The sequence below is a fragment of the Pseudooceanicola aquaeponti genome, assembly GCF_050897975.1.
Taxonomy (GTDB): domain Bacteria; phylum Pseudomonadota; class Alphaproteobacteria; order Rhodobacterales; family Rhodobacteraceae; genus Pseudooceanicola.
Genome location: NZ_JBPAXY010000005.1, coordinates 301,760 through 315,384 on the forward strand (window position 1 = coordinate 301,760; position 13,625 = coordinate 315,384).

Annotated in this window: 10 protein-coding genes; 5 read left to right on the plus strand and 5 right to left on the minus strand. The window is 70.2% G+C overall.

Going from position 1 to position 13,625, the window contains the following annotated elements; genetic code table 11:
- Positions 1 to 74 precede the first annotated feature (74 nt).
- The 4 genes from ACRARE_RS13950 to ACRARE_RS13965 form a co-directional block, all read right to left on the minus strand.
- The gene (locus ACRARE_RS13950) at positions 75 to 1,076 is read right to left on the minus strand and encodes a molybdopterin-binding protein (protein WP_432657055.1); all 1,002 of its coding nucleotides are present in this window, start codon (positions 1,074 to 1,076) and stop codon (positions 75 to 77) included.
- On the minus strand, positions 1,073 to 2,044 hold the full coding sequence (locus ACRARE_RS13955) for an XdhC family protein (RefSeq protein ID WP_432657056.1): 972 nt from the start codon (positions 2,042 to 2,044) through the stop codon (positions 1,073 to 1,075). Before ACRARE_RS13955 ends, ACRARE_RS13950 begins: the two co-directional genes overlap by 4 nt.
- Before the next feature lie 196 nt (positions 2,045 to 2,240).
- The gene (locus tag ACRARE_RS13960) at positions 2,241 to 3,983 is read right to left on the minus strand and encodes an OmpA family protein (RefSeq protein WP_432657057.1); all 1,743 of its coding nucleotides are present in this window, start codon (positions 3,981 to 3,983) and stop codon (positions 2,241 to 2,243) included.
- Between the two features lie 110 nt (positions 3,984 to 4,093).
- Entirely contained in the window at positions 4,094 to 5,362 is a 1,269-nt protein-coding gene (locus tag ACRARE_RS13965) for a vWA domain-containing protein (protein ID WP_432657058.1), read from the minus strand.
- A 372-nt stretch (positions 5,363 to 5,734) separates the two neighbouring features.
- Here ACRARE_RS13965 and ACRARE_RS13970 point away from each other — a divergent pair, with 372 nt between their 5' ends.
- The gene (locus ACRARE_RS13970; protein ID WP_432657059.1) at positions 5,735 to 7,156 is read left to right on the plus strand and encodes a hypothetical protein; all 1,422 of its coding nucleotides are present in this window, start codon (positions 5,735 to 5,737) and stop codon (positions 7,154 to 7,156) included.
- Between the two features lie 86 nt (positions 7,157 to 7,242).
- Here ACRARE_RS13970 and ACRARE_RS13975 read toward each other — a convergent pair whose 3' ends face one another.
- A complete protein-coding gene (locus ACRARE_RS13975) occupies positions 7,243 to 8,184 on the minus strand; it encodes an AAA family ATPase (RefSeq protein WP_432657060.1) in 942 nt (313 codons plus the stop codon).
- A 269-nt stretch (positions 8,185 to 8,453) separates the two neighbouring features.
- Here ACRARE_RS13975 and ACRARE_RS13980 point away from each other — a divergent pair, with 269 nt between their 5' ends.
- The 4 genes from ACRARE_RS13980 to ACRARE_RS13995 are packed head-to-tail and all read left to right on the plus strand — an operon-like array spanning position 8,454 to position 13,611.
- The gene (locus ACRARE_RS13980; RefSeq protein ID WP_432657061.1) at positions 8,454 to 9,482 is read left to right on the plus strand and encodes a glycosyltransferase family 2 protein; all 1,029 of its coding nucleotides are present in this window, start codon (positions 8,454 to 8,456) and stop codon (positions 9,480 to 9,482) included.
- Complete coding sequence (locus tag ACRARE_RS13985) at positions 9,482 to 10,126, plus strand: sulfotransferase family protein (protein WP_432657062.1); 645 nt, start codon at positions 9,482 to 9,484, stop codon at positions 10,124 to 10,126. Before ACRARE_RS13980 ends, ACRARE_RS13985 begins: the two co-directional genes overlap by 1 nt.
- The gene (locus ACRARE_RS13990) at positions 10,123 to 12,495 is read left to right on the plus strand and encodes a glycosyltransferase family 2 protein (RefSeq protein ID WP_432657063.1); all 2,373 of its coding nucleotides are present in this window, start codon (positions 10,123 to 10,125) and stop codon (positions 12,493 to 12,495) included. The genes ACRARE_RS13985 and ACRARE_RS13990 overlap by 4 nt, the downstream gene beginning before the upstream one ends.
- 27 nt (positions 12,496 to 12,522) lie before the next feature.
- The gene (locus ACRARE_RS13995) at positions 12,523 to 13,611 is read left to right on the plus strand and encodes a glycosyltransferase family 2 protein (protein WP_432657064.1); all 1,089 of its coding nucleotides are present in this window, start codon (positions 12,523 to 12,525) and stop codon (positions 13,609 to 13,611) included.
- Positions 13,612 to 13,625 lie beyond the last annotated feature (14 nt).

The window sequence follows — 13,625 nt, forward strand, 5'->3', positions numbered from 1 at the left end:
GGGGTCTCGCGCCGTGCGGGCTCAGCAAAGCATGGCGCCGCACGGGGTGCAAGGGGCGCCCTGGGGCAGCCCCCTCATTTCGGGTCGCGCGGTTGCGGACGGGTGGGGATTTCCTTCAAAAGCCCGCCCACCCCCATGGCCGCCACATCGGCATCGGTCACCGGCACGTCGCACAGGATCCTCTCTAGCACCCAGTCGGCACCGTTCAGCGCCGGACTGCGCGCGCAGCCCGGCAGGCCGATCACCGGCAGCCCGTCCAGATCGCCGAAGAACAGCAGGTTGCCGGGGTCGACCGGCATCCCAAAGCGTTCCACATGGCCGCCCGCATGGCGCAGGGCGGCGGGGGCGACGTCGTCGGGGTCCGAGGTGGCCGAGCCGGTGAGGATCAGGATCACATCGCTGCGCGCCGCATCCCGGGCCGCGGCCAGGGCCAGCGACAGGTCTTCCTCAGCATGGGGCACATTGGCCTCGGCCACCAGACCTGCGCCCATGCGGCCCAGCCGCCGGGCCACCGCCTCGGGGCCCTTGCCCTGCACCTCTTCGCCGACGAAGGTCTGGATCAGCGTCGCCCGCCGCCGGGTGACGGGCCGCAGCCGCAGCGCCCCCTGCCCGGCCGCGCAGGCCGCCTCCAGCGCCGCGCCGGGCACCGCGTAAGAGATCATCTTGACCGTGGCCACCATGCCCCGTTCCGCCATCCGCTGCCAGGGAGGCACGGTGGCCAGGGTGATCATCGGGTGCAGGGCGTTGACCGCATGGACCTTGGCCGCGTCGATCTCGGCCACGCCGGGGCAATCGGCGAAGACATTGACCCGCCCCGTGCCCGGCACCCCCAGGCGCAGCCCGTCCAGCTCCGGCACCAGGGCGCGGGCCAGGGCCTCGGCGGCGGCATCCTCGTGCACGTCGCCCGCCTCCAGCCGGGCGGCCACCACCTCGTCGATGCCGTACCACTTCAGCCGGTCCATCTCGGGCCGGCCCAGGCGCAGCCCCTTGCGCAGGCGCGTGCCGTCCGGCAGGTCCAGCGAATGGGCCAGGATGGCGCCTTCGGCGGCGCTGACCGCGAGGGGCCCGAACTTCATGCGCCCTGCCTCAGCACCTGCACCATCTGGGCCAGGATCGACACGGCGATCTCGGCGGGATTGGCCGCCCCGATGTCGAGGCCCACGGGGCCATGGATCCGGGCCAGGGCGGCGGCGTCGAAGCCCTTCGCGCCCATCCTCTCCAGCCGTTTGGCATGGGTCCGGGTCGAGCCGAGGGCACCGATATAGAAACACTCTGCCGCCAGCGCGGCCTCCAGCGCCGGATCGTCCAGCTTGGGGTCATGGGTCAGCAGCACCAGCGCGGTGCGCGCGTCCAGGCCGATCTGGGCCACCGCCTCGTCCGGCCAGTCGGACAGAAGGCGGGTCTCGGGAAAGCGCGCCGGGCTGGCGAAACTGTCGCGCGGGTCGATCACCACCGGGTCAAAGCCGGTGGCCCGGGCCATGGGCACCAGGGTCTGGGCGATATGCACCGCCCCCACGACCACCAGGCGCAGCGGCGGGTTGTGGATGGCAACGAAACGCCCGTCCTCTTCCACCCCCGAGCGGTCCAGGCGAAAGCGCGTCTCGAAGCCCGCGCGCGCCAGCTTCGTCACCTGCCCCTTGGCGTCCGAGACCACGGCCACCGGCGCGCGGGCTGCGCGGGCCGCGACCAGGTCGCGCAGCAGGTCCTCGGGAAATGCGGTGCCCACGGGCTGCACCAGCACCCGGATCCGGCCACCGCAGGCCAGGCCCACGGCGAAGGCATCGCCATCGCTGACGCCGAACTCCAGCATCCGGGGCGCGCCATCGCCCGCCTCCAGGGCCTCCAGCGCCTCGACCACCACCGCCCCTTCGACGCAGCCGCCCGAGACCGAGCCCGCCATCTCACCCGTGCCCGACACCGCCAGCTGGCTGCCCACCCGGCGCGGCGCGCTGCCCCAGGTTTCCACCACCGTGGCCAGGGCGGCGCCCTGCCCGGCCTGATGCCAGGCCAGCGCCTGTTCGGGGATGCTGTCGAAGCTGTCCATCGGGGGCCTCCGTTGCTGCCGCCTCCAGTTAGGGGCAAGCGGCGGCGGGATACAAGCAAAGCCCGGGCGGGGTTGAGGAAATGTGACGGCCCGCGCCCGCGACGCAAAGACGACGCAAAGACGAGGCCCCTCGTCCGAGAGGCCCCGCCCGCTGTCTTGCCTTGCCCGGCCCCGCGAAGGGCCGCGCCCGGCGCCCTTACTGCCCTTGCAGCAGCGGCGTGATGCGGCGCACGGCGGCGCGGCGGTTGTCGCGTTCGGCATATTGCGTCGCCACCTTCAGGTCGCTTTCGCCATAGCCCTGCACGATCATGTTTTCCGGCGGCACGCCGAAATACTCGGTCAGCGCCAGGGCCAGGCTTTCCGCCCGACGGTCCGACAGGGCCAGGTTATAGCTGGCCTGGCCAACCGCGTCGGTGTGCCCTTCGACCAGGAAGACCTCGCCGGGGTTCTCTTCGATCATGTCGGCCATCAGCTGGCCCAGCTCAGCCAGGTCACGCGCCTCTTCGGGGCGGATGACCGCGCTGCCGGTCTCGAAGTTGACGTTCTCGACCGCGATCTCGGGCACCAGGTTGCGCACCGCGCGGATGTCGCGGATCTGACCCAGCGAGAAGCTGCGGTCGACCTCGGGCCGGTAGGACGCCAGGGCGCGTTCCAGCTCATCCGCGTTGCGATCCTCGACCGAGAACTCGCGGCGCGGCGCCTGCGGCAGCTCTTCGACATCGACCCGGTCAAACTGGCGGGTGTCGTCGAACAGCTGCACTTCCTGACCATTGGGCAGGATCCGGGTGCGGCGCAGCACGGTGCCGTCGGCGGCGCGGATGGTCACCACCTGGCTGCCATCGGCGCGGTCCACGGTGGTGCGGGTCGAGCCGTCGTTGAAGGTTTCGGTGCGCACGTCATTGCCCGGCTGGCGCAGCAGGGTGTCATCGTTCTTCAGCACCACGTAGCGGCCATCGCGTTCCACCACGACCCGGTCGCCCGAGTTGGTGACCACCTTGTCGCCGTTGTTCATGATCGTGCCGACCGCATAGGCGCCCAGACCGACCAGGGCGGCCTTGCCAAGCGCATCCAGCAGGTCGTTGCCATCGTCGCTGTCGCGATCAGCGCGGTCGTTGACGCGGTTGCGGAACTCTTCCGAGGACGAGCGGCTGTTGCCCTCGGTCACGCGCTGCGTGTCGACGTCGCGAGCCTGGGCGCCCTGCTGGGCGGCGGCGGATTGCTGGCGCTCGCGCTCACGCTCGGCCTGTTGGCGGGCCTGCTGGCGTTCCTGCTCGGCCCGGCGCTGCTCTTCGGCGCGGCGGTCCTCTTCGGCGCGGCGTTCGTCTTCGGCCCGGCGGTCCTCTTCGGCACGGCGCTGCTCCTCGGCGCGGCGCTGCTCCTCGGCGCGGCGATCCTCTTCAGCCCGGCGGTCCTCTTCGGCCTGGCGCTGCTCCTCCGCGCGGCGCTCCTCGGCCCGGCGCTCTTCCGCGCGACGCTCTTCGGCTTCGGCGCGCTGCTGCTCTTCCAGGCGGCGCTGGATCTCGGCGGCGCGGTCCTCTTCCTGTTGCTGGCGCTGCTGGTCGGCGCGCTGCTGCTCTTCGGCACGGCGCTCTTGCTCGGCCTTGCGCTGCTCTTCGGCACGACGCTGTTCTTCCGCGCGGCGCTCCTGCTCGGCCTGGCGCTGCTCTTCGGCATTCTGGCGCCACTCCTCCGCCTGGCGCTGCAACAGCAACTCGCCGTTCCGCTCGGCGGTGCCCTGACCGCGATCCACGCCGTTCTCGCGCGCCCCTTGCAGCCCGCGCTGCAATTCGTTGCGCAGGCATTCCTGCATCGCGTTGCCTTCAAGCTGGCGGCAGGCCTCGATCCCCTCGCGCGAGGGTTGGGCCACAAGCCCCGCAGGCAAAGCCAGGCTGAGGCTCAGCGCCAGGGCGGTTCCGTTGCGAAAAACGCGCATCGTCATCGGGTCATCCTTCTGTCGTCCTGGGGTCGCGACTCGCGGCCCTCTCTCGCAAACACAACACGCAGAGGCGGGTTGCGGTTCAATGTCAGGGCGACGCTATTCGATAACAATCAGCGCAAGAGCCTGATCAGACGGTCTTTTTCCCCGGTATCCTCGGGGCGCGAAAGGGCCTCGGCCAGGTCGGAAAGCGAGGCGACGGAGTGGCCCGCGCGCAGGCTGTCCACATGGGGCAGCATGGCGGCGATGCCCTGGGCGCGCGGCGCGAACCCCTGCCAGCGCAGCAGCGGGTTCAGCCAGATCAGCTGCCGCGACATCAGGCGCAGACGCTGGGTTTCGCGTCCCAGATCGGCGCCGGTGCCCGCCGCCCCCGCGCCCCGGTCCAGCCCGTCGGTGATCAGCAGCACCACCGCACCCCGCGCCAGCACCCGGCGCGCCCAGTCGCGGTTGAAGGCGTGCAGGCAATCGGCGATCCGCGTGCCCCCTTCCCAGTCCCGCGCCTGGGCGGCGGCGGCGCCCAGGGCCGCGTCGACATCGCGCTGGCGCAGCTGGCGGGTGATATTGGTCAATCGGGTGCCAAAGGTGAAGGCATGGACCTGCGCCCAGCCCTGCCCCTGGCGATTGGCCACCGCGTGCAGGAAATGCAGCACCATCCGGCTGTAGCCGCTCATCGAGCCCGAGATGTCGCAGAGCACCACCAGATCGGGCCAGCGGGTCCGCGGCGCGGCCCGCGGCAGCCGGGGCAGCTCTCCGCCCCGCCGCCCGACCTCGCGCAGAAGCCGCGCCCGGTCGATGCGCGCGCCCGTGGGCTCTGCGCCCAGGCGCCGGGTACGGATCGGTGCCACCGGCAGCGACAGCGCCGCCAGCATCCGCCGGGCGCGGGCCATTTCCTCGGCGCTCATCTGTTCGAAATCCAGCTGCCGCAGGCGTTCCTCGTCCGAGGCGGTGGTGCGCGCGTCGATCTGCACCTCGGCCTCGTCCTCCGCCTGGGGCGGGGGCGGCAGATCGCGGTTGGCATCCCCCAGAAGCGCCTCGGAGGCGCGGCGTTCGGCGGCCTGGGGCGCGCGCTCTTCGGCGACGCCGCGCAGGCTGGGCAGCATCATCGCCATCATGTGTTCCATGTAGCGCGGATCGCGCCAGAACAGGCGGAAGACCTGGGCGAAGGTGCGGCTTTGCTCGGGCCGGGTGACGAAAGAGGCGTGCAGCGCCCAGTAGAAATCCGACCGCTCGCCAAAGCCCGTGGCAGCGATGGCGCGCACCGCCTCGATCAGCTGGCCCGGCCCCACGGGCAGACCCGCGCGGCGCAGGGCGCGGGCGAAATGAGCCAGGTTCTCGACCAGGCGCGGATGCTCGGGCAGATCCAGGGGGGCGGCCTCGCTCATCGCGCCCCCTGTGGCCGCGCCCGGCCTCCTGTCGCTTTCTGCCGCATGGCCTCCTCCGCCGCCGACACGCTGTTGCGGGCAGCTTAGGTGGCGCCGGGGCAGAGGTCAAAGCGGCGCACGGCGTGCCCGGAAAAGCCGCAGGCAGGCAAAAGCACTTGTCCGCCCCCTGCGAAAGGTCGCCTGCGGGGGGAAACCAGCGCAATTGACGGTCGCCGGGGCCGGGCCTTTCTGGCAAAATTCGTGCAGAAACGGGGCGTTGCGTCAGGTCGCGCGCCCCTTCGGCTGATGAGCTTGGTGAATGTCGTGAACGGGACAGGCAGGCAGACAGGACAGCGGACCCGCCGCAGGCCCGGGCGGGGACTGGCTCCGGCCATGCTGCTGGCCGCGCTGGCCCTGCCCGGCAACGGGCAGGAGGCGCCGCAGGGTCAGCCCGCGCCAATGCCTGCCCCCGATCCCGAGACGGCCCGCCCCGGCCCGGCCTTTGTCGATACCGCCGACCCGGCGGTGCCCGGCGCGCAAGAGCTGGTGCTGGACCTGCCCAATGCCCTGCACTGGTCGCGCCAGCAACGCGGCCAGCTGGGGCCCTGGCGTTATGTCCTTTTCCCCGATGGCAGCGCCACGATCCGGCGCGCCGAAGCCGCGCAAACGGTGGCGGCGGCGTGGCTGACCTGTCAGGCCGGGGTGGGCTGCCGGGTCGATCTGGCGGCGGGGGGCGGCTTTGACGTGCCCGTGGGCCGGGGCCTGCGCCCCGCGCTGCCCGCGCAGAGGGATCTGGCCAGTGTGGCGCGTTACCTGGCCGCCTGGATGCTGACCGGCACCGCGCCGCCTGCCCCGCCTGCACCCGCGCCCCAGGCCCCCGGTCCCGCCTCTAGCGACAGCGCCCCCGAGGTCCCCCGGGCCGAGGCCCAGACCACCGGACCGCGCAGCGCGCCGCAAGGGCCGCAGGACAGCGGCGCCGGGCAGGCCCGCGCGTCCGCCGATCCCCTCTGCGCTGCCGCCGATCCCTTCCAGCCCGACCGCTGCGCCGTCACCGCCCGCCCGGCGTCGGTCGCCGTGGCGCAGCCCGCCCCCCTGCCCGCCGCGCCGCAGCCGTCCACAGCCGAACCCGAGGCCCCCCAGGGCTTTATCGAGCGCTATCGGATCGCCTGTTCGATCACCGCCAGCGCCGGGCTGGCCGGGCTGGGCGGCGGCGCGGGGGGCGACAGCCGGGGCAATGCCAAGCCGCGCGCCAGCCTGGGCTGCTCGGCCCGGCTGAACGAGCAGCTGTCCCTGCGCCTGACCCTGATCGGCTATGCCCAGCCCGACAAGGTGCAGGACTGGGATCCCGACTATACCTATGCCCTGACCTATCGCGTCAACGACACCATCAGCCTGACCTACAGCAACTACTCCGCCCGCTTCGGCGATGAAGACGGGGTGCTGGCCGGGCTGCTGGAAGGGTCCCTGCGCCTGAGCTACCGCCTGCCCGCGATCCCGCTTGGCGCCGAGGCCAGCCTGCCCTGCACCGCCGGCATCGGCCTGCCCCGCCCCGACCGGGCCAGCCTGTCGCTGTCCTGCGGCTATGCCCTGAGCGAGAAGCTGCGGCTGAGCGCCGCGACCTATCTTTACGCCCCCGGCGCCCAGGACACCTATCAACCCGACTACAGCTATACCGCCAGCTACCGGATCAACGAGGACTGGCTGGTCAGCTATCAGAACTACAGCAACAACCGCTTTCCCTGGAACCGGGGCGAGGCGCCGGGGCCGGGTTTCACCGGCGGCAGCGTTTCGGTGACCTATCAGATGGCCTTCTGACGGGCCCGGTGGCGCGGCGGGGGATTTTGCATCTCCCGCACCCCCGGCAGAGTATTTTCAGCCGTCGATTGGAACAGCCGCGCAGATCAGGCCCCGGCGGGCGGCAGGGCGGCGCGGACCTCTTCCAGCAGGCGCTTGGCCTCCGAGCCTTCGAGGCGCGCGATGTCGTCCTGGTATTTCAGGATCGCGCCGATGGTATCGGCGATGACCTCGGGCGTCAGGCTGATCACATCCAGCGCCAGCAGGCACTTGGCCCAGTCGATGGTCTCGGCCACCCCGGGTTTCTTGAACAGATCCTCGGTGCGCAGCCGCTGCACGAAGCCCACGATCTCGCGCGACAGCTGCGCCGAGGCCTCGGGCACCCGGGCGGCCAGGATCGCCAGTTCGCGCTCCAGCGCCGGGTAGTCGACCCAGTGATACAGGCAGCGGCGCTTCAGCGCATCATGCACCTCGCGCGTGCGGTTCGAAGTCAGGATGACAATGGGCGGCTCCGGGGCGCGGATCGTGCCCAGTTCGGGGATCGTGACCTGATAGTCCGACAGGATCTCCAGCAGGAAGGCCTCGAAGGGGGCATCGGTGCGGTCCAGCTCGTCGATCAGCAGCACCGGCGGGCCTTCGGGCGTCGGGCGCAGGGCCTGCAACAGCGGCCGTTCCAGCAGGAAATCGGGGCCGAAGAGCTCATCTTGCAGCGCGGTCCGATCCAGGGTGCCGCCCGCCTCGCCCGCCGCCTCGGCGGTGCGGATGGCGATCATCTGGGCGGGAAAGTTCCAGTCGCACAGCGCCTGGGTCGCATCCAGCCCCTCGTAGCATTGCAGGCGGATCAGGCGGCGACCCAGCCCGCTGGCCAGGGCGCGGGCGATCTCGGTCTTGCCGGTGCCCGGCTCGCCCTCCAGCAGCAGCGGGCGGCCCAGGCGCAGGGCCAGGAAGGCCACCGTGGCCAGCGGGCGGCCCGCCACGTAGTCCTGCCCCGCCAGAAGCGCGGCCAGCGCGTCGATATCGGCGGGCAGCGCGATACGGTCTTCGGCCATGCGGGCCTCCTCCCTCTCTCCTCTGCCCCAGCCTGCATTCGCCGCGCCCCGCGTCAAGCCCGGCCTGCGCGCCACCCCGCCGCATGACGCCGGGCCGCAATTGACGCAAAGGCCGGAAATTGCGATCTTTCCGCCCAAGAAGAACCACATTCGACCGGCAGGTCGGGGGCCGCAGCCGGATCCCCGGCGCAGGCAGCGGTGAAGGGCAGAATGCAGATGATCGGACAGCCTTGCGACCCCATGGGCCCGGCCAGCGCGGGGGCCCGCCCATGCGCGTGACCGCCGTGACCTGTGTGAAGAACGAAGGCCCCTTCCTGCTGGAATGGATCGCCTACAACCGGGTCATCGGGGTGACCGATTTCCTGTTCTATTCCAACGACTGCACCGATGCGACCGACCGGCTGCTGGACTGTCTGCAAGGGCATGACCTGCTGTGGCACCTGCCCAACCCCGCCCAGGGGCGCAACTATCAGATGGAGGCGCTGAAGGACGCGGCGAAACAGACCCTGGTCACCGGCGCCGACTGGGTCTGGATCGCCGATGTGGACGAGTTCCTGAACATCCATGTGGGTGATCACACGATCCCCGCGCTGGTCGACGCCTGCGGCGATCCGCAGGCGATTTCCGTGACCTTCCAGTTCTTCGGTAATGACGGGATCGAGGGGTTCGAGGACCGCCCTGTCATCGAGCAGTTCACCCGCTCCCACAACCCCGACATCTGGTGCGGCGAAACGGCGATCGAGGTGAAAACCCTTGTGCGCCAGGACTTTCCCCTGCGCTATTACGGCGCGCACCGGCCCTTCTTCGGCAAGCATCTGGCGCCTGCGAAGCGGCCCCGCTGGACCGATGGCGCGGGGCGTGCGGTGCCGGAAAAGTTCCTGCTGGCCGACAACCCCCGCCGCATCCGCAAGTTTCCCGCGCGTGGCGCGCGCGCCTTCGCCACGCTGAACCACTACGCCCTGCGCTCGCTCGACAGCTATCTGGTGAAGAACGACCGGGGCGACGTGAACCGCGAACACCGCGCCTTTGATGACAGCTATTGGCGCGAGCGGGCGGATGTGGCCTGGCAAGACCTGTCCATCGCCCGCTACCTGCCCGCCCTCAACGCCGAGATGGACCGGCTGAAAGCGCTGCCCGGAGTGGCCGATCTGCACGACGAGGCCTGCGCCCTGCACCGCGCCCGCCGCGACGAACTGCTGGCCCAGCCCGACTATCGCGCCATGCGCGACCAGTTGCGCGCCACGCCGACCCTGCCGCCGATGGAAGAGGCCCTGCTGGCCGAGCTGGGGAGGCTGTGATGGCCCAGCACCGGATGCGCGTCATCAACCTTGGACTGCCGAAATCGGGCACCACCAGCTTTGCCGAGGCGATGACCGCCGCCGGGCTGAACGTTGCCGATCACCGCATCCGGCGCGGTCAGGCCAGCGACCCGGGGCTGACGCGGAATTTCGTCGGTCAGGTGCTCTATCGCGGCTTCTACGGTTCGGGCGACCCGCTGGCCGAGCTGGCCGAGTTCGACGCCGTGGCCGAGGCCTCTTTCCTGCATGGCGGGCGGCAGGCCTGGCCGCAGATGGATCATGCCCTGCTGATGGCGATCCGCGACCGGCACCCCCATGTGAAATTCACCGCCACCCGCCGCGATGCCGCCAAGCTGGCCAATTCGATGATGCGCTGGACAAACATGGCCGCCCGGCTGGAGGGCAACGCCCTGCCCGGCCTGCCCGTGGGTTTTGGCGGCGACGAGGGACAGCTGGCGCGCTGGATCGACGGCCATTACGCCCATCTAGAGGCAATCTTTGCCGGCGACCCGGGGTTCCTGCAATTCGACGTGGCCGACCCAGAGGCGCAGACCAGGTTGCAGGATTTCCTGGGCTTCGACCTGCCCTGGTGGGGCCGCGCCAATGAAAACACCGACCGCCCGGCCGAGGAAGACACGGAATGAAGATCGTCCTGCATATCGGCACCGAGGCCACCGGCGCCCTGGCCCTGCAAAGCGCGCTGCACGACAAGCGCGAACAGCTGGCGGCCAAGGGCATTCTTTATGCCCGCTCGGTCGGCAAGAAGAACCATGCGCGCCTCTTCATGGCCGTCACCGACCCCGACCAGGTGGACCCGCTGCGCTTCAACCGCGGCTTCATCCTGGAGGACAAGCAACGCGCCCTGCGCGAGGAAGTGGCCAGCGATCTGGCGCGCGAGGCCCAGGCGGCGGGGGCCGAAACGCTGGTCCTGTCGATGACCCAGGCCGCCAGCGCCCTGACCCGGGTGTCCGAGCTGGAAACCCTGCGCGACCTGCTGCGCCCGATCTCGGATGACATCTCGTTGCTGATGCATGTGGGCGATCAGGCCTCGACCATGGCGCGGGCCTATGCGGCGCAGGTGATGGAGGGGCGGGCCACCTCGCTGGCCGTGGAACAGGGGATCGGGGCCGAGGCGGACTGGTGGCAGACCTGCATGGACCAGACGCCCGAGGCCGACCCGCTGCGTGGCTCTTTCCCCGCCATCCAGCGCCCGCTCTTCTGGCTCGACTATGCCGCCCTTCAGACCCATTGGGAGAGCGTCTTTGGCGCAGGCGCCCTGACCCTGCGGCCTTACGTGCCGGAGGTCTTCCATTCCGAGGCGATCACGGACGAGATCCGCGCCGCTTTCGGCATCGAGGATCAGATCGGGCGCGGCCCGGTGACCCCGGCCCCGGGGCAAGAGCCCGCCGCGACCCTGACCCGCGCACGGCAGATGAACGACCTGCTGCTGGCCTATCTGGGCAAGCATGATGCCATCCTGCCCCGGCAGCTGTGGATGCGGTTTCTGCGCGAGATCGCGGTGGACGGCCCCGTCACCGATCCCGCCACCCTGTCCGGCCTCTGCACCCGCTTCGCGGCGGGCAATGCCGCGCTGGTCGCGGCCCATCCGGCGCTGGAGGCAAAGCACCTGGCCCTGCCCGCCCCCGCGGGCGACTGGACCGAGGCCGATCCCCTCTTCGGCTACCGCGCCTCGCAATACCTGCTGTCCTTCCGCTGGCGGATCGCCAAAGCCACGAAGGAGGAGCGCGACGGCAAGATCGCCGAGGCCAAGGCGGTAACCGGCGAGGCCCCCGCGCCCAAGACCGACGCCGCGCCCACAGGCACCGGGCTGTCGCCCGCCGCCCGCGCCATCCTGCCGCCCGAGGCCGTGGCCCGTTTCGACGCGCTGAAAGGCGGGGCCTTTGCACCGCACAACCGGCTGGGACAGGTGGACGAAGAGGCGGAACTGCCGCCCTATGATCCCATCACCCCCCGCGACCTGCCCCCGGGCAACTCGGGCCGCGTGGTGCTGGGCTGCATGAAGAACGAGGCGCCCTATATCCTGGAATGGGTCGCCTATCACCGCGCCGTGGGGTTCGACAATTTCCTGATCTACACCAACGACTGTTCCGACGGCACCTCCGAGATCCTGGACCGCTTGCAGGAGTTGGGCGTGGTCCAGCACCGCAACAACGACAACTGGAAGGGCAACTCGCCCCAGCAATGGGCGCTGGACAGCGCGCTGGAAGAGCCGGTGATCCAGAATTCCGAATGGATCGCCCATTTCGACGTGGATGAGTTCGTCAACATCCGCTGCGGCAATGGCACGCTGGATGATTTCTTTGCCCGGGTGCCGGATGCCACCAACGTTGCCATGACCTGGCGCCTCTTCGGCCACAACGGGGTGACCACCCTGAAGGACGATCTGGTCATCGCCCAGTTCGACCACGCGGCGCCGAAATACTGCCCGAAACCGCATACGGTCTGGGGCTTCAAGACCATGTTCCGCAACATGGGCGCCTATCAGAAAATTTCCTGCCACCGCCCCAACAAGCTGAGCGAGGGGGCCGAGGGGCAGGTGCATTGGGTCAATGGCTCGGGCCGCCCGATGACCAAGGACGTGCTGAAGAACGGCTGGCGCTCGTCGAAGAAAAACGTGGGCTATGACCTGCTGCAACTGAACCACTACGCGCTGCGCTCGGCCGAAAGTTACCTGGTAAAGCGGCAGCGGGGCCGGGCCCTGCATGTGGATCGCTCGATCGGGCTGAACTACTGGGTGCGCATGGACTGGTCCGACAACCGCGACGTGACGATCCAGCGCAATATCCCCCGCGTGCGCGAGGAACTGGCGCGGCTACTGGCTGACGACCGGCTACGCGCCCTGCACGAAAGCGGCTTCGCCTGGCACCGCGCTAAGGCCGCCGAACTGCACGGCATGGCCGAGTTCGAAGAGCTTTACACCCAGGCCCTGCAACTGAAACTGACCGAAACGGAGCGCGTGGCCTACGCGCTGGCGCTCGATGTGGAGAGCTGACGCCCTCTGCCCAGAGGGGCGCGGCTGATGCGCTTTCTCGCCATCCTCTGCCTGCGCAACGAGGCGGCCTTTCTGCTGGAATGGCTGGCCCATCACCGCGCCGTGGGGTTCACCGACTTCCTGGTCTTCTCGAACGACTGCCAGGACGGCACCGATGCGATGCTGGACCGGCTGGCGGAACAGGGCGAGCTGACCCATATCCGCAACGATGGCCCCTATGATGCGCGCGGCATCCAGTTCACGGCGCTGAAACGCTGCGAAAAGCTGGACATCGTGCGGCAGGCGGACTGGATCCTGCCCTTCGACATCGACGAGTTTGTCAATATCCATGTGGGCGACGGCACCCTGCCCGCCCTGCTGGCGGCCCTGCCCGAGGCCACGGCGATCACCCTGACCTGGCGGCTGTTCGGCAATGGCGGCGTAGTGCATTACGAGGACCGGCCGGTCACCCAGACCTTCACCCGCGCCGCCCCCGAGGTGCTGCACTGGCCCTGGCGGGCGGCGATGTTCAAGACGCTTTACCGCAACGACGGCACCTATCGGAAGGTCGGCGTGCATCGCCCCCGCTCACCCGTGGCCGAGCGGCTGGAGGGCGCGCGCTGGTACGACAGCCACGGCCGCGCCCTGCCCGAGCAGTTCCGCACCGAACGCATCTTCTCGCCCTTCGGACGCCCCAACTACGGTCTGGCGCAGCTGAACCACTACGCCCTGGGCGCGATGGAAAGCTATGTGCTGAAGGCTGACCGGGGGCGCGCGGTTCATGCCGATCACATGCTGGATCTCGACTATTGGGTCGAACGCAATTTCGCCAGCGACGAGGACCGGACGATCCTGCGCCTGGCCCCGGCGATGGAGGCCGAGCGCGCCCGGCTGATGCAGGACGCGGCGCTGGCCGAGCTGCACGCCGGCGCCGTCGCCTGGCGCAAGGCGCGGCTGCACCAGTTGATGCTGGAAGAGCCCTTCCGCGCCCTGATGGGGCGGCTTCTGCTGACGCCGCCGACCCGCCCCCTGCCCCTGGCCGCGGCGCGCTATCTCAGCCGCTTCGCCACCCAGGCGCGGCGCCTGCAAGGGCAGGCCACGCCCCCCGGCGGCGGCGACCGGCCCGAGGACGGCTGAGCCCCGGCGCCCCC

Coding starts and splice junctions, on each gene's coding strand:
- ACRARE_RS13950 (WP_432657055.1), bottom strand. CDS start 1,076: ATGAAGTTCGGGCCCCTCGCGGTCAGCGCCGCCGAAGGCGCCATCCTG.
- ACRARE_RS13955 (WP_432657056.1), bottom strand. CDS start 2,044: ATGGACAGCTTCGACAGCATCCCCGAACAGGCGCTGGCCTGGCATCAG.
- ACRARE_RS13960 (WP_432657057.1), bottom strand. CDS start 3,983: ATGACGATGCGCGTTTTTCGCAACGGAACCGCCCTGGCGCTGAGCCTC.
- ACRARE_RS13965 (WP_432657058.1), bottom strand. CDS start 5,362: ATGAGCGAGGCCGCCCCCCTGGATCTGCCCGAGCATCCGCGCCTGGTC.
- ACRARE_RS13970 (WP_432657059.1), top strand. CDS start 5,735: ATGCTGCTGGCCGCGCTGGCCCTGCCCGGCAACGGGCAGGAGGCGCCG.
- ACRARE_RS13975 (WP_432657060.1), bottom strand. CDS start 8,184: ATGGCCGAAGACCGTATCGCGCTGCCCGCCGATATCGACGCGCTGGCC.
- ACRARE_RS13980 (WP_432657061.1), top strand. CDS start 8,454: ATGCGCGTGACCGCCGTGACCTGTGTGAAGAACGAAGGCCCCTTCCTG.
- ACRARE_RS13985 (WP_432657062.1), top strand. CDS start 9,482: ATGGCCCAGCACCGGATGCGCGTCATCAACCTTGGACTGCCGAAATCG.
- ACRARE_RS13990 (WP_432657063.1), top strand. CDS start 10,123: ATGAAGATCGTCCTGCATATCGGCACCGAGGCCACCGGCGCCCTGGCC.
- ACRARE_RS13995 (WP_432657064.1), top strand. CDS start 12,523: ATGCGCTTTCTCGCCATCCTCTGCCTGCGCAACGAGGCGGCCTTTCTG.